Source organism: Syntrophomonas sp. UBA5494 (genome assembly GCF_002426325.1).
On record NZ_DIPG01000045.1, the window covers coordinates 1 to 17,132 of the forward strand.

At 49.4% G+C, this 17,132-nt stretch carries 15 protein-coding genes and 2 pseudogenes; 7 read left to right on the forward strand and 10 right to left on the reverse strand.

The window, feature by feature from the left end; translation table 11 throughout:
• Window positions 1–512: 512 nt before the first annotated feature.
• The 3 genes from B3W37_RS05040 (at window position 513) to B3W37_RS05050 (ending at window position 3,047) form a co-directional block, all read left to right on the forward strand.
• Entirely contained in the window at window positions 513–1,343 is an 831-nt protein-coding gene (locus B3W37_RS05040; RefSeq protein ID WP_481039045.1) for an SDH family Clp fold serine proteinase, read from the forward strand.
• 144 nt (window positions 1,344–1,487) lie between these two features.
• Entirely contained in the window at window positions 1,488–2,384 is an 897-nt protein-coding gene (locus tag B3W37_RS05045; RefSeq protein ID WP_481039043.1) for an SMODS domain-containing nucleotidyltransferase, read from the forward strand.
• Between the two features lie 93 nt (window positions 2,385–2,477).
• On the forward strand, window positions 2,478–3,047 hold the full coding sequence (locus tag B3W37_RS05050; RefSeq protein WP_481039041.1) for a nitroreductase family protein: 570 nt from the start codon (window positions 2,478–2,480) through the stop codon (window positions 3,045–3,047).
• A 154-nt stretch (window positions 3,048–3,201) separates the two neighbouring features.
• On the opposite strand, the pseudogene B3W37_RS05055 reads toward B3W37_RS05050, so the two are convergent.
• Both B3W37_RS05055 and B3W37_RS05060 read right to left on the reverse strand, forming a co-directional pair.
• Window positions 3,202–3,420: pseudogene (locus tag B3W37_RS05055) on the reverse strand (IS5/IS1182 family transposase); the annotation flags it as partial.
• A gap of 80 nt (window positions 3,421–3,500) precedes the next feature.
• A complete protein-coding gene (locus B3W37_RS05060) occupies window positions 3,501–3,893 on the reverse strand; it encodes a helix-turn-helix domain-containing protein (RefSeq protein WP_481039039.1) in 393 nt (130 codons plus the stop codon).
• 136 nt (window positions 3,894–4,029) lie between these two features.
• On the opposite strand from B3W37_RS05060, the gene B3W37_RS05065 reads away from it, so the two are divergent.
• The 3 genes from B3W37_RS05065 (at window position 4,030) to bfr (ending at window position 5,342) form a co-directional block, all read left to right on the forward strand.
• Window positions 4,030–4,245 carry a helix-turn-helix domain-containing protein gene (locus B3W37_RS05065; protein WP_481039037.1) on the forward strand — a complete coding sequence of 72 codons (216 nt, stop codon included), beginning with the start codon at window positions 4,030–4,032 and terminating at the stop codon, window positions 4,243–4,245.
• A 62-nt stretch (window positions 4,246–4,307) separates the two neighbouring features.
• On the forward strand, window positions 4,308–4,652 hold the full coding sequence (locus B3W37_RS05070) for a hypothetical protein (RefSeq protein WP_483174973.1): 345 nt from the start codon (window positions 4,308–4,310) through the stop codon (window positions 4,650–4,652).
• Window positions 4,653–4,874: 222 nt separating this feature from the next.
• Complete coding sequence (gene bfr, locus B3W37_RS05075) at window positions 4,875–5,342, forward strand: bacterioferritin (protein ID WP_483170571.1); 468 nt, start codon at window positions 4,875–4,877, stop codon at window positions 5,340–5,342.
• Window positions 5,343–5,853: 511 nt separating this feature from the next.
• Here the strand turns inward: bfr and B3W37_RS05080 are convergent.
• The 5 genes from B3W37_RS05080 to B3W37_RS05100 form a co-directional block, all read right to left on the reverse strand.
• On the reverse strand, window positions 5,854–7,173 hold the full coding sequence (locus B3W37_RS05080) for a TrkH family potassium uptake protein (RefSeq protein ID WP_483170572.1): 1,320 nt from the start codon (window positions 7,171–7,173) through the stop codon (window positions 5,854–5,856).
• 23 nt (window positions 7,174–7,196) lie between these two features.
• The gene (locus B3W37_RS05085) at window positions 7,197–7,850 is read right to left on the reverse strand and encodes a potassium channel family protein (RefSeq protein WP_483170574.1); all 654 of its coding nucleotides are present in this window, start codon (window positions 7,848–7,850) and stop codon (window positions 7,197–7,199) included.
• Between the two features lie 46 nt (window positions 7,851–7,896).
• Window positions 7,897–9,873 (reverse strand): oxidoreductase, encoded by a 1,977-nt coding sequence (locus B3W37_RS05090; protein ID WP_483174974.1) that lies wholly within the window; start codon window positions 9,871–9,873, stop codon window positions 7,897–7,899.
• A 330-nt stretch (window positions 9,874–10,203) separates the two neighbouring features.
• Entirely contained in the window at window positions 10,204–10,635 is a 432-nt protein-coding gene (locus B3W37_RS05095; protein WP_483170579.1) for a PaaI family thioesterase, read from the reverse strand.
• Between the two features lie 11 nt (window positions 10,636–10,646).
• Entirely contained in the window at window positions 10,647–12,338 is a 1,692-nt protein-coding gene (locus B3W37_RS05100) for an ABC1 kinase family protein (protein ID WP_483170580.1), read from the reverse strand.
• Window positions 12,339–12,668: 330 nt separating this feature from the next.
• On the opposite strand from B3W37_RS05100, the gene B3W37_RS05105 reads away from it, so the two are divergent.
• Window positions 12,669–12,881, forward strand: coding sequence for a TOBE domain-containing protein (locus B3W37_RS05105; protein WP_483174975.1), 213 nt, complete (start codon window positions 12,669–12,671; stop codon window positions 12,879–12,881).
• Window positions 12,882–12,891: 10 nt separating this feature from the next.
• Here B3W37_RS05105 and B3W37_RS05110 read toward each other — a convergent pair whose 3' ends face one another.
• From B3W37_RS05110 to B3W37_RS05120, 3 genes and pseudogenes are all read right to left on the reverse strand, one after another.
• Window positions 12,892–13,698 carry a trypsin-like peptidase domain-containing protein gene (locus tag B3W37_RS05110; protein WP_483174977.1) on the reverse strand — a complete coding sequence of 269 codons (807 nt, stop codon included), beginning with the start codon at window positions 13,696–13,698 and terminating at the stop codon, window positions 12,892–12,894.
• Window positions 13,699–13,833: 135 nt separating this feature from the next.
• The gene (locus B3W37_RS05115) at window positions 13,834–16,869 is read right to left on the reverse strand and encodes a type III restriction-modification system endonuclease (RefSeq protein ID WP_483174978.1); all 3,036 of its coding nucleotides are present in this window, start codon (window positions 16,867–16,869) and stop codon (window positions 13,834–13,836) included.
• A pseudogene (locus B3W37_RS05120) lies at window positions 16,866–17,132 on the reverse strand (phage antirepressor protein); the annotation flags it as partial. The gene B3W37_RS05115 and the pseudogene B3W37_RS05120, both read right to left, overlap by 4 nt.

A 17,132-nucleotide genomic window follows, 5' to 3' on the forward strand; every position in this document is an offset into this window, starting at 1 on the left:
GCCGGCTGTAAAAGAATAAACGGTACACTCAGCAGGGAACTCCACAGTCCCCTTTGGGTAAGGTTTTTCAAAACGACACCCCTTCCTTCAAAGTAATACTGAACAACATTGTAAATCAGATGATCACTCTTATCAAACAACGACTTTCTCTCTGCTATTTACTCCCCTCCTCCAGCGAACCATCATAACAGGCTGCCCCAATAACAGTAATACCCTTGGCCCATTTGGCTGTGAATAATGCAAATAGGTAAGGGTTGCGAAAATTGTTATAAATAAACAGGCATACAGTATTTCTATACTATTATTTTAGCCCAAAAGTTCAAACATCAGTATGGGCCGATACTGGGATGCAGGAAATGGTGTTGAGCAATCACCCTAAAAGGGGTGGCTATCTTGTAGAATATCGCCGAATTTCGGGGTTATACTTGACTTGTACGGCTTACAGTGTAAAATTATAGTGCCGGAGGATTTTTTAGCCGGCTTTTTCTGATTATATAAGGAGGATGATATCAATGCAGTACGATATAGGCTCACTTTTCTGGTTGGTATTTTTGCTGATGGCCTTCCTTCCGGTTCTCAAACAACGCCGCATTCTATCATCCCGGCTGGCCTTCCTGCGCCGTATCGAGATGGAACGCCAAAGCAGAGTCATCACCTTGATACATCGTCAGGAGTCGCTCAGTTTTTTAGGCATTCCGTTGAGGCGCTTTATCGATATGGAGGACTCGGAGAAGGTTTTGCGCGCGATTCGACTGACACCGGACGATATGCCCATCGACATCATCCTGCACACCCCGGGCGGAATAGCCCTGGCGGCCGAACAGATAGCCCGGGCCTTGAGAAAACACCCTGCCAAGGTCACCGCAATCATTCCTCATTACGCTATGTCCGGCGGCACCTTGATAGCCCTGGCGGCTGACGAAATCCTGCTTGATGAAAACGCGGTTCTAGGCCCGATAGATCCGCAGATCGGGCAGTTTCCGGCCAGCTCGATCATCCGGGTTTTACGCGAGAAGCCGGTTAAAGACATAGATGATGAAACCATCATACTCGCGGATGTAGCGGAAAAGGCTACTGCACAGATCTTTGAGACCGCTGTGGAAGTTATGACGCCGCGTTTGGATGAAGATGCGGCAAGAAATCTGGCCCAGATCCTGAGCGAAGGGCGTTGGACCCATGATTTCGCTCTGGTCTGCTCTACCCTGTCCCAACTGGGACTGCCGGTAAACTGCAATCTGCCCGATTACATCTACGAGCTGATGGATCTCTTTCCCCAGCCGGCCCGCCAAATGCCCTCGGTTGAATATGTACCGGTGCCTTATCGCCGCCCCTCCAGGGGGTGAAGGCCGGATTTGTGCCGTTGCCTGATAAAATCAATTTCGGATAACCCCGCCGCTGTTTATGCGCATCCTTACCTAACCATTTAGCCGGAGGACAGCTTGATGTGTTAAAATGGTAAAAAATAAATAGGGTCGGGGGGTTTTTAGATGGACAAAAGAGTTGCCTCCACTGTTGCAGATAAGTTTCAAGCCTTTCTGGACAATTTGGCCGTTGAACACACGGAATTTATTATGGAAACCTTTCGCACTATAACCAGGCAGTTGAACCAGACTTATTACGGCAACAGATCCGAACTGAGATACGCCCGCTTTATCGGTTCGTATGGCAGAGGTACCGCCATCAAGGGCGTAGCCAATATCAATATTTTATACGAAATGCCTCAGCGGGTGCAAAAGCGCCTCGAAGTCTGGCAGCAAAAAGCGCCCCGGGTACTGATCAAGGAAGTGCGGGACCTGATAGAAGACGCCTTTCCCATGGTGAAGCTATCTGACCAGTGCCATATCATCATACCCTCTCTGCACAATCTGCAGTTTGAAATCATACCTGCGTTTCCCGGTTTAAAGAAAAGTTATATTTATCCTGACCTGAACAATATGACCGGCTGGTCAACTTTTAATCCGCTTCGGGAAATTGAAGTCATTGAAGATTCGAATTTTCGATATACCGGTAAAACCAAACACCTGGCCAGAATGATGAGAGCCTGGAGAGCTGCCCGCAATGTGCCGATTTCCGGAATGCTCCTGGATACCCTGGTGGTCAGCTTCATGGATGAATGGGAGAATAATGATACAGCTTTCGGATATTACGGTATTATGGGGCGGGACTTTCTGGAATACCTGGCCGGCCGCAGAAAAAACCAGGCAATATACTATGCGCAGGGCAGCAACCGGGAATTACCCTCTACAGAGGATTTTGGCGCCTACGCCAATGATGATTTTAAGCTTGCCTCCCAGGCGGTTGAGCATGAATTGAATGAGAATTATTATGAGGCCAATCGGCTGTGGCTGCAGGTGTATGGTCCATTATTTCCAGTGATGCTGTAGGCCGTCCCGTCGCCTGTGACAACAGGAACGGATTGGTGTTAAGCATATCATTGCCGAGCAAAATGGATATTAGTCTAGAAGGAGGTAGATGGTATGGAGTTTTATGAAGTGATTCGAAACCGCAGAGCGGTGCGCAAGTACAAACCCGATAGGGTCCCTGAAGACATTGTCTACAGAATCCTTGATGCCGCCAACTGGGCCCCTTCGGGAATGAATACGCAATCATGGGAGTTCGTGGTAGTCAGCGGAACCAAACTCAAATCCATGGGCGAAAGTCTGGCCCGCATTTATGAACCCATGGCGGCTAAAATGGAAGCGGACAAACGCGAGGCCTATTTAAACAACGTACGTAATTTTTTCGGGGCGCCTTTGGTTATCATAGCTCTGGCTCCGGTTCAGAAAAAAGATGTGATGCGCAAAATGCACCTGGAGGGGGTATGTGCGGCCTTTGAAAACCTGTTGCTGGCAGCCTGTGCCGAAGGATTAGGAAGTTGCTGGATGACTGGACCCTTGCAGGAGGAGGCCTTTTTGCGCGAGCTGCTTTCCATCGGAGAGGACAAAGAGATCGTTGCGGTTACACCCATAGGGTACCCGGAATATATACCCAAAGCCCCACCCCGCCTGGACCCGGAATTGAAGCAAAAGGTAACCTGGTTCAGATAAGCCTGAATTAGAACAGAGGTAACCGGGGACGGTGACAAATAGGGACGGTCCGATACCACTGAAAGCATAGTCTTTTAAACTGTTATTGCATATTTTCTGATCCAATCTGATCGGTTAATCAATAATCGGCGCTGCAGCAACTGCCCAAATGATTATTCAGGTCTTGTAAAGCGGATACCAGCTTGGTTATCCGCTTTAAATTATGTGCCAGAGCTGTTAGTTTGGCCTGAATGCGGATGCTTCATAGACCGTAGCCTTTGCCCGATTCATGGATTCTTTTTAATTCTGCGTTCTTAGGTTCAATCTTGGTCCGCTTGCGGAATTCATTAAGGAATTCCGGGATTTTCGCCCTTGGGCTGTATTTATATAACTCACAGCTCCGCCGCCTATGCCTCCGGCAACAACACTGACCGGGTTGTGTGCAGAGTGGTTTTGGGCGCCATCTATGTCCTTCTATTGGCCTTTTTTCGAATCGATGATCAGCTTCATGGTCTGCCGGGCGATGTCAAGAGTTTGTTTGGCCTGGTCTTCCGTCAAGACCCCTTCAGCCAGGGCCTGGTTCAAAGATTGTCTGAGTTCTTCGGCCAATTTGTCCATGTCGTACACAGTTTTTATTTCCTCCGGGTCGATCTCCATTTTTACTTCTATCTGGTCACGGCCGAGCAAATAGTCTGTAGTCACTTCATACAAATCAGCCAACCGGGCTAACAAAGAGGTGTCCGGGTCCCGGTCTCCCCGTTCGTAGTTGGATAAAGATTGGCTGGTAATCCCCAATATCTTTGCCACGTAGGTTTGCTTCCAACCTTTTTCCTCTCGAGCTGATCGCAGTCTTTCTCCTAAGCTCATCCGCCTCACTCCTCGCACCTAGTTTACCAAATTTAAACGCAGAGAATAAATCTTTAAACTAAATGTGTTGACGGCTTCCATATTCTCCCTTATACTAAGACCATCCTTAAACGTTTTGTTTCATGGGAGTGAAAACATGGGGAAGAGGGAATGGCTGAGAATTGGGCAGAACATTGCAAGAATCCGAAAAAGCAAAGGCGTAACCCTGGAATGGGTGGCCGGTAAAATGGGGCGAACACCCCAATGGCTGAGCAACATAGAGAGAAATAGACGATCGATTGAATCCACCGACTTGTATAAAATATCACAGATTCTGGGCGTTGATATTGAGAATTTCTTTAAGGACAATTGAACAGTCCGTTTAATTTTGCACAATAAACCCCAGGTTTTAAAAATACGGGAGGTACCAACAAGATGCCGGAACTCCGACCAGGGACGACGCACAGGCCTGAAAAACCGGATTCAAACCCTGCGCATAAACTGAAAAAAGTCTTGGCCAAAATCATGACTTTGTTCACGCCCATTAAGTTTCATCTCAAACCGCGGGAAAAACCGCCTGAAGATCGCCACGACCAAGACGGCCAAGAAACGATGGGGATGACAGTAAATATTAATATCCTTGGCGTTTGCCAGCCGGAGAAGCTCGCCCAAGGCATGTGCCCATGCTGTAAAAGCATGATCGAGTTGTGGCTTTTGCCTCAGGGGGTTGAAATAACATTGCCGGGGCAGGAATATGATGTCGAAACTCCCTCCAAATAATCTGATGCCATCGGAATATCAGGTAAAATGTTTAACCCCCCAACTGATTCATGAAGAAGGACTGGTAAGCGGCGATGCAGAGGAACAGCAAAACCACTGGGTACTGAGTAGCCAAAGCCGCCATTTGACATTATGGTACAATTCATTTGCCTCAAGCCCGGCTGGATGATATTGTATAATTATAATTGTTTGTATTTTTGATATAAGAAGGGAGGACTTGACGTGAAAGGAGATCCCAAGCTTATCGAAGCCTTGAATTCACTGCTGGCCGACGAACTGACCGCAATCAACCAGTACATCGTCCATTCTGAAATGTGTGCGAGTTGGGGCTATGGTAAACTGCATGATCAATTTGAAAAGCGGGCTATTACTGAAATGAAACATGCCGAGACCTTGATTTCGAGAATACTTTTCCTCGAAGGCGTGCCCATCGTGAGTCAGCTCAAAGATATCCATATCGGCAGTGAGATTCCCAAACAGCTCGAAAACGACCGTCTGGCAGAAGCAGGAGCCATTGCGGCTTATAATCAGGCCATAAAGTTGGCGGGAGACGTAAATGATTACGCCACTCGGGAAATACTGCAACAAATCCTAAACGATGAAGACCGCCATATAGATGAAATCGAAGAGCTTCAGGAACAGGTCGGTCATATGACGCTGCCTGTTTTCCTATCCACCCAGGTCGGATAATAAGGAAGAGGCGCCGGGTGAAACCTCCTATAGTGAAGGTCGTCAACTCCGGTTTTCATTAGATTTCCATATGATTGCGTAACTGAGCGGCAAAACCGCTCAGCTCAGATCGTCGACAAAAACGAATAACTGCGTTGCTCAATAGGTCCGCTCAATCAACGTACTATTTGTACGCCTCAATCGCGGGCCTATTGCGCGTCTTGTTCTTCACTTCCGTCGCTCGCTCTGCTTTTTTACGTGCACCGCGTGCCCAGCCAAGCAGAGAAAACTATCCTCTACCGCCCCGCTCTAAAATACCAGCTAAACGATCTGGTCCAGGCCTATGACTTTATTTAAGCGTTTATCCGGTTTTAGCGATATGATTCGGAGCATAATTAACGGTCATGGCCTTATAGCCGCTAGTGATTGCGATTAGGGCATTTTCTGTAGCTGCTCTCTCCCTGCTGGAGCCGGAGGCATGACCACAGTGGTCCTGGACAGTCCTTTTTGTCACCGTCCCTGCTTGCCTGGCTCAACCGATCATGACTTCTTCCTCGGCGTAGCGAATATCAACCTGCCGTTCTTTTTGAGCAAATGCCACCGCCAGAGTCAAGGGCCCCACCCTGCCAACAAACATGGTAAGAATGATCATTAGCCTGCCCAGAGTGTTCAACTCCGGAGTGTAGTTCAATGACAGCCCCACCGTAGCAAAGGCGGAAACCACCTCAAAAACGATTTTGTTCAGGCTATCGGCTCCTTGTATAAAGGTAAGCAGCAGAATGCTGGCACAGACATAAAAACCGGACATGGCGATAATAGCCAGAGCCCGGATAACGTCCTGCTGAGGAATGCGCCTTCTGAAGATTTCGACATCCTTTTTACCCTGCATCTGGCTGAGTATGGCCGCCCAAACCACGGTAAAAGTCACGGTTTTCATCCCGCCTGCGGTGGAGCCCGGAGAACCGCCGATGAACATCAAGAGGATCATTAAGAACTGGGTGCCTTGAAAAAGGGTGGTGATATCCATAGTCACAAAACCGGCGGTGCGGGTTACGGAGTGAAAGTAGGCGGTCAACACCTTGCCGGGGAAAGATAATTCCTGCAAAGCATGATTGTATTCTGCCACCAATATGAAGAGAGTTCCCAGGAGCAGCAACACTGCAGTGGTGGAGAGCACGATCTTGCTGTGCAGGGAGAAGCGACCGCGGCTTCTAAAGCTGATGATTTCAGCGATGACTACAAAACCCAGTCCTCCCGCAATGATGAGGATGGAAATAACCAAATTTGTCAGGGCGTCGGTTCTGAAGCCGGACAAACTGGCAAAATTGCCGAACAAATCAAAGCCGCCGTTGTTAAACGCGGAAATGGAGTGGAACAATCCGAAATAAAGCGCCTTGGTAAAGCCCATTTGAGGGATCCAATGCAAAGTCAAAAGCAAAGCTCCGGCCAGCTCAATCCCCAGGCTAAAAATAATCAGATAGCGGAAAAGGCTGACTATTCCTCCCGGCGAAGATTTGTTAATGGCGGCTTGCATGAACATTCGCTGCCGCAAGGCGATGCGTTTCCCAAACAAGAGCGCATAAAAGGTAGCCATGGCCATAATGCTCAAACCGCCTAACTGCATCAAAAGCATGATGACAACCTGCCCAAAAAAACTCCAGTAAGTAGCGGTGTCTTCCACTATCAAACCGGTGACACAGACCGCCGAAGTAGCGGTAAAGACGGCTGTCAGCCCATCGCTTTCACCGTTGGCCGTGGCCCAGGGGGTGGCTAATAGCAGGCTGCCCAGTATTATTAGCAGAATGAAACCGCCTGCTACCACCTGCGGCGGACTCAAACGAAAACTGCCCATCCATATCCTCCGAACTATTACTGCTAAAGATCGCTGAGTTTATCGAGATAAATGTTTTTACCTAGAACCACCAGGATATCGTTGGCAAGGACGGTCTGGTTGGAGGTGGGATTAACAATGATCTCTTCCCCGCGTTTAATGGCGATAATATTAACATTATGCTTTTCCCGGATATTGCTCTCCTGGAGGGTCTTACCGACAAACAAAGCAGGGGTAATGATCTCCAGAATACTGTATTCACTGGACAGGTTAATATGATCAAGTACGCTTTTGGTCAAGAGTGACTGGGCCACCCGAATCGCCATGTCCCGCTCCGGATAGACGACCAGGTCGGTGCCGATCTTTTCGAGTACCCGGCCATGCAGGTGGTTTTGGGCTTTGGAGACTACCATGGGAACTTCCATGTCTTTGAGCAAAATGGTGGTCAGAATATTGGACTGTACGTTCTCTCCGATAGCCACCACCACTACGTCAAAATTGCGTATTCCCAGGGTTTTTAAGACCTGTTCATCAGTGCTGTCAGCCTCCACCGCGTAGGTAGCGATGTCGCGGGCCAGATTAACCTTGTTAGGATCAGAATCCACCGCCAGGACATCCAGCCCCATGCGGCTCAGCTCCTTGACCAGGCTGAAACCGAAACGGCCCAGCCCCAGTATCGCAAACTGCATATTTTTCATACTATTGTCCCCTATCCATTTTCTCCATAATCTTTGTATGGCAGGCTCATAGACTGCAGGCCAGCTTGTGGGCCTCATGTATGGCCTCATGAACCTTTCCGGGACGCCGGGCGTCTCCCAACAGGTAAACATCAGGCTGACCGGTCAGGGCTTCATATAAGGCGTTGTCTGCCCTGGCCCCCAACGCCAGGACGACCGTGTCGGCTTTAATAGTCAGCGGAGCATCGTCTTGCCGCAGTGTCGCACCTGATGCGGAGACTCCCTCAACAGAAGCTTGAGTGTAAATGTTTACCCCGAACATATCAAGATTTTTGAGCAGCAGCCAGCGGGTGGCATTGTTCATGTCACGAGCCAGACTCTTTTGTTGTTCTACGATAGTAATTTTATAACTCCCGGTCAGCAACAGTTTTCGGATCTCATCGGGCGGTTCCGCCTCGTGGATGAGCATGAATTTGGCAGTATCCGCATCCAGGGCGCCCTGTTCAGCCAGGTATAAGGCAGTCTCACAGCCTACCGAGCCCCCGCCGACCACCAATATGTTGGAACCTTCTACCGGAGCCCCGGCCAGCACTTCCCAGGCCTGCAAAACCCGGACCGTCTCACAGGGAAAAGGCACTTCGCTCACCGGCTGGGCTCCGCTGGCAATAATCACCGCATCTGCCCCCCGGGCCAGGGTTTCTTCAGGGGTGGCGGGCTTGCCCAATATCAATTCCACTCCGGCTTGAGCCATACGTTCTTCATAATAGCTTAATAGAGGCAAAAAATCGGCTTTTCCCGGCGGGACTGCCGCCAAACGCCACTGTCCCCCAATAGCCTCTTGCTTTTCCCACACGGTAACCTGGTGCCCCCGCTCTGCCAGGGTACAGGCCGCTTCCAGTCCGGCCGGGCCGGCCCCGACCACCAGTATTTTCCGTTTGATCTCTGCAGCCGGTATCACCTGGTTATCGTCGCCGCAAAGCGGATTAACCGCGCATATCACCGGCTGGCGTTTGAATATTTGATCCAGGCACAGCATGCAGGCAATGCACTTCCTGAGGGGCTTATGGCCTTTTCGAGCCTTCTCGGGCCACTCCGGATCAGCCAGGAGGCCGCGGGCCACTGAAACCATGTCGGCCTTTCCTGCTAAAAGCACCTGCTCGGCAATCCGGGGGGAAGCAATGCGATTGCTGGCTACCACCGGCACTGCTACCTGGCTTTTAATCTTACCCGCTAAATAGCTGTAAGCACCGGCCGGGACATCTCCGTTCAACTGCGGGATGGCGGTTTCATGCCATCCCCCGGTAACATTGAAGAGGTTTACGCTGGCTTTTTCCAGCTCTTTCGCAAAGACCTGCACATCCTGCCAGGTGGCCCCCCCTTCTATATAATCCTGGCCACCCAGACGCACACTGATTGGATAATCCGGGCCCACCTGACGGCGTACCTCGGCGATGACCTCCAGGCCAAAACGCATCCTATTCGGCAGGGAACCTCCATATTCATCCTGGCGCAGATTGGTAAAAGGCGACAGAAATTGATTGATGATATATCCCGCTGAGCTACTGATTTCGACCAGGTCATAGCCGGCTTCCCGTGCGCGCCTGGCGGCAGCGCCGAAATCCATTATCACTTTTTGAATCTCTTCCCGGGTCAACTCCCGGGGTATACACCCGGTCATTCGCGAGCGCACCGCCGAAGGTGCAAAAACGTCTTTTCCTTCAGTAAAACCGGCCGAGTAGCGGCCTTGCTGCAACAATTGCAGGCCGATCCGGGCGCCATGGGATTTCACCGCATCGGTCAAGCGCTTATGTCCCGGTATAAGACCGTCTTCATGCATAGAAATCCAACCCGCGAAAACCCCGTTGGGTTCAATCGCAGCCCCGCCAATCATTATCAGTCCGGTTCCACCTTTGGAACGGGCCTCATAGAAATTGATCAGTTTTTCGGTGACGGCTCCCTCCTGGACGTAGTTCAAATGAAATCCCGGCATAACGATGCGGTTTTTAATCATCAGGTTGTGGATTTTAATAGGTTCAAAAAGCATATTACATCCTCCTCACTTGTACTGGGCAGGCAGTTTTCATCAGCATGTATTTATAGTTTCCACAGTTATTGCACAGCACCTCTTAAATATGTAGTTTTCTTTAAAGCAGCCATATGTCAAAGTACTTTAACCATATGCCTAACAAATGTTTAGAAGAAAACTAAAATTCCGCTAAATAAGCTATGAAACTACTAAATATATGTTTATGGCCCTAGACATGAGGAAATTATCTTAAAATTGACAATCATTTCGCTTAACTCAACGAAATGATATGATAATTACTATTCCAAGCCTGGGGTCGTCTTGAATAAACAGTAATAATAAACTGATTTATTCATTTAAAAAAATTATATGGGTCTGGGCGCAGGCAATGGTATGGCCTTCAGAATTTACGGCCTCCCCTTCCATATATGCTACGGTTTTGCCGCAATGCTTGAGGTGTACGGTTATCCGCAGCTGATCTCCGGGGAATACGGGGCGGATAAAAGTAGTATTGATATCCAGGGTAGCGATCTGTCTGCCTGCGGAAATCATGTAGCCCAGATGGCCAAACACATTGTCGAAGGCGGCGGTAATAAAGCCGCCCTGCATAGAGCCCACCGCATTAGTAAACTGTTCTGAGACCGGGAAGAGATGGGTCACTTTTTGGCCTGCGTCCACCTCTAAGGGATTACCTTGAAGCAATTGTACACAAGGCGGCAGCCTGGCAATCTTTCCTTTTGATAATCTCTGCAGTTCTTCGGGAACAAATCTCTCTGACATCGCCCTCCTCCTTATTCCGGGCCGCGGCGAACCAGAATAGGCGGGTGCGGGGCCTTTCGCCTACCCGGTTTGCGCCGGCTTAAGATCATGAAGAACAGAGACAGCAAAGACAGCCCGGCTCCTATGCGGGCCTCCCATAGATACTGCTGAGTGAGTAAATAAGTAGAAGCCAGCAATATAAAACCAAAAACCAGAGCCCATCCCAGGGAAATCATAGCCCGGGTATTCTCTGCCATGCTCTCTTTAAAATCGGGGGCGTCCATTTTAATATGCAGGTCACCGCGCTCCGCTTTGATAAGCACACGTTCCAGCAAACCGGGAATATCAATCATTGCTTTGGCCAGGCCCCGGGCCTTGTCGAAGGCAATGGTATAAACCGTATTCTCACTGCCCAGGAATTTATCGACATAAGGACGTGATACTTCAACAAAGTTTATATCGGGATCCAAATCTACGCAAATGCCGTACAATGTACCCAATGCCCGGCCCAGGAAGGTAAAGCGGGCCGGAATCTGAAAAGGCTGTTCGTAAAGCAGGCGTTCCAAATCCTTGAGGAAATCCTGCAGATCGGTTTGATTGATTTCCTGCCCGCTTCCCAGGGTATGCTCCAGAAATATGGATACCGCTCGAACCAGGAGCATATTGTCTGTATCACGACGCAAAAATCCCAGTCTTTTTAGCTGCTCGACCACCGCAAAATAGTCGCGCCGGGTGATGGCCAAAACCAGTTCCACCAATAGAGGACGCATTTCACCCGATACCGTACCGACCATTCCAAAATCGACCATGACAACTACTCCGCCGGGAGTAACAAAGAGGTTGCCGGGATGAGGGTCGGCATGATAAAAGCCGTCGATTAATATCTGGCGTACATAAATGCCCAGCAACTGGGCCGCAATCTTCTTGCGGTCCAACCCCGCCGCAGCAATCTGCGCATGTTCGGTGATTTTAATGCCTTCCATGAATTCCATGGTTAAAATCCGCCGGGAAGTATATTCCCAGTAGATGGCCGGAGCCGCAAAAAGATGATCTTCTTTACTGTTGGCGGCAACGGTTTCAGCGTTGTGCCCTTCCTGTATATAATCCAGTTCTGCTCTGAGGGTTTCGGCAAATTCCTCGTAAATAGCGTCTAAATCGATAAATCGCTGCCACTCCGTGAATCTTTTAATAAATTCCACTACTTTGCGGATGGATTTCAAATCGATTTCAACCAGTTCATCGATGCCGGGGCGCTGAATTTTAACCGCGGCTTTTCTGCCGTCCGCCAGGAAGGCGGTATGAACCTGTCCCAGAGACGCTGATGCCAGGGGTTGTGGGTCGAAGTGTGCGAAAACAGAGTTCAGGGGCTGTTTTAATTCACTTTCAGCCTGGATACGTATTTCTTCAAAAGGCACCTCGGCCACCTCATCCTGAAGGCCGGCCAATTCCTGAATCGAAGCTTGAGGAAGGATATCGACCCTGGTGCTGAGGAATTGCCCCAGCTTAATCAACAGTCCTCCCAATTCGACTGCGGTTACTCTGAAGTAACGAGCCTGAGAAGCGTATAAAAGCCGCCGCTGTTCCTCCACCCATTCCGGTCTGTGAACAATTTTCTTGAAGCGCAGCGAGTAAAATGCCCAAAAGATATCGACAAACAATTTGACAACTGTATAAGAACGTTTAAGTCCGGCCCAATAGGCAGTTTTGATATGCAAAATTATCACCCGAAAATCCAGTTTAAACCAGGGAAAATCCTGTCAACACAAACACTATCTGCAGTTTACCATATTGTCCGCAAACTGGGGTGAAGTTATCACAACACGATTGGCAGCGGGTCGGATTGACAGAAATATTAAGTCAGAACTTATTTAAACATATATTTATAATAATAGGCTTAAAACGACAGAATAGCTTATATAACAATATAATACGAGATAAACATTAGCTTATATGCCTTTCCTGCCCTCTGTTGACAAGTAGCTCAAGGTGTTTGTTGGTTTCTTTTCGATTTGCACATACTAATCAAAACTAAAGACAAAAAGGAGCTATTATTTATGCGCATGAGTGATGCCAATAAACTGGTGGGAAAAATAATGACTGTAAAACAAGGCCAGGAAATGACAGAAGTTCAGATTGATATCGGAGACCAGTTGGTAACTGCCACCATCACCGCCAATGCCGCCAAAGATATGAATCTTAATAAAGGCGACGAGGTTTTCGCCATGTTTGACTCCACTTCAGTAACCGTCATTCGCGATAAACCATAGGCGGTTAAGCTTATCGCAGCTGGAGCAGGGCCTGGTGCAAATCGTCTTGCACCGCACTGAGCGGTATGGCCAGCGCAGTGGTATTCTGACCGGACTGATCATGTTTTCTGGCGGCATAAACCACCGCTATTACCTGGCCTGATCCATCAATTACCGGACTGCCGCTTAGTCCGGGAGCCGCGGTGACGAGAATCTCGATATAGGCGAGGCCTTTGCCTTTAGCCGGAATGCTGACATCGCTTATGGCGCCCTTTTGGATCAGTCGTTCCATGTTCAAAGGATTTCCGATTACAACCACGGCCTGGTCTGCTTGCGGAGCGCTGTGGTTTAGCCTTAAGCAGGGCAGGTTCTGAGCCTCAATGTCCACCACCGCCAGATCGGTATCCCCGACCTGCACCCAGTCTTTGCTAAAGTATTTTTTACCGTCGATAAAAACGACGCTCACCACAGCAGCCCCGGATACCACATGCTGATTGGTGATGATCAGTCCGTCTTCACTGATGTTGAAGCCGGTTCCCCTTTTTACCGTGATCCCCAAGCCATCCTGAGTCTGCGCCTCTATGGACACAATGGCCGGACGGGCCGCCGATGCGACCGGATCCCGGTTTAAGGCCGGGTCCTGGCTAAGCCGGGGATTTGAATCCAGGAGCCGGGAAATATTGGGCAGGGCCAGAAGCAGAAATCCTATCACTACCAAGGCAGCTATCACTCTTAACAGAGGCGAGCGCTGCCGAAATCTGCCGTATTCTTCATCCGTGTCATCCGGGATTATGGAGGGCTGATCTGAATCGTCGTGCAAAACCATATCTCTTTTCATATCAATATTAGCCTAATTATAGCAGAACACGACTATACTCAGGGTATAGTCAAAAAACTGCGGTTAAAGGCGCGGTTTAATAGGGAAAAACTTATCGGACCCCCACTCGTCAGAATCAATAGTTCGCGCAGTAAATCAACTCATCACCTTATCCAACAACGCCGCATAACTGTCCGCCACGTCATACACAACAGAATCGGTGCTGATCGCCCTGAAGTGCTCGCGGGCGCAGTGAATTTTTGCTTTCTCTATTTCGCGCAATTGCATGGTGGACATGGAGCCTTTCGTTTCTGCGACAAAGTAGATATGCTTCACCTTGCCTTCATAGAATGCAATAGCCCAGTCCGGGTTGTATTTTCCGACCGGCGTACTGATGTAAAAGCCGTTCGGCAGCTTCACATAGACCGCTACCTCACTGCTGGTATCAACGCTTTCCGCAAAGGCTTTCTCGTTGGCGGAATCATAGAGGATGTGGTCATATAAATGCTTTTTCGCCGCCATCGCGTTCACGCCAAGTTGTCCCTTTAATGTAGGCTCGGTGAAAACGGTGGTGTCATAGACGGCATCCAGTTTGTCGTAAGTAATGTGCTGGATGATCGCCGTGGCTTTTTGTTCATTGATGATCTGCGCCGCCTTGATAATAAATTCCTCCGGGTTGCTGGCAAACTGGCCAAAGACATTCTTTTCAATGCCCTGCAGTATGCTCACGACGGCTTTTCGGGTAAGCCCTGTTTCGGCGACGACTTTTCCCACCAAGTCATATTTCACCGCCGCGCTGGAGGCGATTTCAGCCTTATAGACCTCGTTTTCCTCTTTCACAAAGGCGGCTCCTTGCCACAGCTGCTCGCGTGATTGGATGTCGGTCATCGTGCCGGTTTCGACCTTGAAAAATATCCTGGAAACACGAAGCCCCTGATTCAGCGCCGATATGGCCTTTTGAATCAGTTCCTTCTGGTCGAATTCCACCACATATACGGACTTGGCGTTGATCTGCGCCCAGAGCTTCTGGAATTCCGGCAAGCCTAGCTTTGATTTGTCCAGTTTCAGTTCAACATTGTTTTTGCGGGCGTTCTCCGGCTGCATGGATCGGCTATCATAAATGGAGTCGAGAATTGCTATGACAGACTCTATGCAATCCGCGGCTTCCTCCGCCAACTCGATATTACCGTTCTTCTTATCCTCGTAATACTTGTCGGTAAGGACGCCTTTCTTCAGATATCCGCCGGTGATAAGCCCCTCGTAAATGCTTTGGGCAAGGTCTATATCCACCACCTGTTCAGCACCATTTGCGTCTTTAATAACCTTGTTCTTGAACAAATCCACTGTTACCATGCGCGGCCGATCTGCTACAGCCTCGGCGAGTTCAATTTGAAGCTCCTTGGCGAAGCTGTCATAACTTTCGTTGGCGACAACGGTAAGCACATTGATGTTATGGACATCTTCGCCCAGCAGATTCGTATCCATGCGCTCGCCGTCCTGATTTACGGACAGCCGCAAGCCACGCCCGACCTCCTGCCGTTTGCGGACATCGCTGCCACTCTGCTTGAGAGTACAGATTTGAAAAACATTCGGATTATCCCAACCTTCGCGGAGGGCAGAGTGAGAGAAAATAAATCTCACTGGCTCGCGGCGGTCCAGCAGGCGCTCCTTGTTTTTCATAATCAGGTCATAGGCATCCGCGTCATCGGAGGTGCGCTCTCTTCTGTTGCTCAGTTTGCTGTCTATCATGCGATGGCTCTTTTTATCGATGGAAAAATACCCGGCATGGGTTTCTTCAGCAGTTATGCTGTCAAGATACTGCAGATACCCATCACCATCACCGATTTCAAGCTGAAGATTACCGATGATCTGTTTATATTCTTCCTCGAACATATCGGCATAGAATCCGTTAAATGCTTGCCCGGCGGAGTCGTACTGCCTGTACTTGGCCACCTCGTCGATAAAGAAAAGTGACAGAACCTTGATACCTTTATAGAATAAGCGCCGCTCCCGTTCGATATGAGAGAGGATGGTTTCACGGATTTGGATGCGTCTGAGCTGATCTTCGCTGACCGCACCGATTACATCTCCGGCAAACAGCTTGATGCCGTTAGTAAATTCGATAGAGCTGTCCCGCCCGTCGATTCGCAGTACAGTATATCCATTTCTATATTCCGCCAGCTCGCCGGAATTGGGGAACAGATTATACCCTTCGCCGACAATGCGTGTCGCCTTACGGATTCCCTTTGCTCCCTTTATGTCAAATTCAATGGTGGCAGTGGGGTTGCCTTTGGAGAGATTAATGCTTTCCAGATATACATACCCTTCCGTAGCCGTGCTGCCGGTGACGGAAATGCCCTTGACGGCAATCTTTTTAACCAGCTTCTTATTGTAGGCCTCCATGGCGTCCAGGCGGTAAATCATATTGTATACGCTTTCCTTTTTATGGGTAGCAGAATAACGCAAAGTGAACAGCGGATTGAACTCTTTTAAGCGTTCCTTGGTGGCCGCGCCTTCCACCGACTGGGGCTCGTCGATAATCAGGATGGGATTGGTTTTGGACAGGATATCGATGGGCTTGCGGCTGCGAAACTCGTCCAGCTTCATATAGATGCGCCGGGCGTCCTTGCCCCGGGCGTTAAAGGCCTGAGAGTTGATGATCATCGCGTTGATGGCGCTGTCGGAAGCGAAGCGGTCTATCTCGGTAAGCTGCGACGAATTATAGATGAAATACCGGATTTTTTTGCCGTATTCCTCAGTAAAATGATCTTCAGTGATCTGGAAAGACTTATACACACCCTCCCGGATGGCCACGCTGGGCACGACGATTATAAACTTGCTCCAGCCGTAGCGCTTGTTCAGCTCGTACATGGTCTTGATGTAGGTATACGTTTTCCCGACACCGGTTTCCATTTCTACAGTCAGATTATAACGCCCCTCCAGTTGCTTGGAAGGTTCAATCTGATTGCTGCGTTGGATTTTATTGATGGTTTCCAGGATAACTCTGTCGCTCAATTCCGGCACCAGCCGGGAGTTGCCGAAGCCGGTGACCCCATGCTCGAAGAGGTATCCGTCTCCTAAACCCTTATCCATCATATAACTGGGCGTGAGGTAAGGCTGCCCGGCAAACACGTCACATACGGCCTTAGCCGCATCCGCCTGGAACTTCTGGTGCTTGAATCGTAGTTTCATTCGTCCTTGCCTCCTGAACCGGACTTATCTCCATCGTCTTCATTGCTTGCCGCAACTTCAATAACGTTGCCAAGCAGTCGTGAGAAATCAACAGCGTTCTTTTCAGTGATGACAGGTTTGCCGGTTCTGTTCTCAATGTCGCGCCGGGCGTTACCTGCAACCTCGCCGCCAGAGCGAGCTACATTTCTGTTTTCGCTGAAGGTCTGAGGTTTCTGTTCTTTCGAAAGTTCTGTTATCGTAGCCTCTGCGAGCATATTCAGCAC

Coding starts and splice junctions, on each gene's coding strand:
- B3W37_RS05080 (WP_483170572.1), bottom strand. CDS start 7,173: ATGGGCAGTTTTCGTTTGAGTCCGCCGCAGGTGGTAGCAGGCGGTTTC.
- B3W37_RS05045 (WP_481039043.1), top strand. CDS start 1,488: ATGGACAAAAGAGTTGCCTCCACTGTTGCAGATAAGTTTCAAGCCTTT.
- B3W37_RS05070 (WP_483174973.1), top strand. CDS start 4,308: ATGCCGGAACTCCGACCAGGGACGACGCACAGGCCTGAAAAACCGGAT.
- B3W37_RS05105 (WP_483174975.1), top strand. CDS start 12,669: ATGCGCATGAGTGATGCCAATAAACTGGTGGGAAAAATAATGACTGTA.
- B3W37_RS05115 (WP_483174978.1), bottom strand. CDS start 16,869: ATGAAACTACGATTCAAGCACCAGAAGTTCCAGGCGGATGCGGCTAAG.
- B3W37_RS05040 (WP_481039045.1), top strand. CDS start 513: ATGCAGTACGATATAGGCTCACTTTTCTGGTTGGTATTTTTGCTGATG.
- B3W37_RS05095 (WP_483170579.1), bottom strand. CDS start 10,635: ATGTCAGAGAGATTTGTTCCCGAAGAACTGCAGAGATTATCAAAAGGA.
- B3W37_RS05085 (WP_483170574.1), bottom strand. CDS start 7,850: ATGAAAAATATGCAGTTTGCGATACTGGGGCTGGGCCGTTTCGGTTTC.
- B3W37_RS05090 (WP_483174974.1), bottom strand. CDS start 9,873: ATGCTTTTTGAACCTATTAAAATCCACAACCTGATGATTAAAAACCGC.
- B3W37_RS05065 (WP_481039037.1), top strand. CDS start 4,030: ATGGGGAAGAGGGAATGGCTGAGAATTGGGCAGAACATTGCAAGAATC.
- B3W37_RS05060 (WP_481039039.1), bottom strand. CDS start 3,893: ATGAGCTTAGGAGAAAGACTGCGATCAGCTCGAGAGGAAAAAGGTTGG.
- B3W37_RS05110 (WP_483174977.1), bottom strand. CDS start 13,698: ATGAAAAGAGATATGGTTTTGCACGACGATTCAGATCAGCCCTCCATA.
- B3W37_RS05050 (WP_481039041.1), top strand. CDS start 2,478: ATGGAGTTTTATGAAGTGATTCGAAACCGCAGAGCGGTGCGCAAGTAC.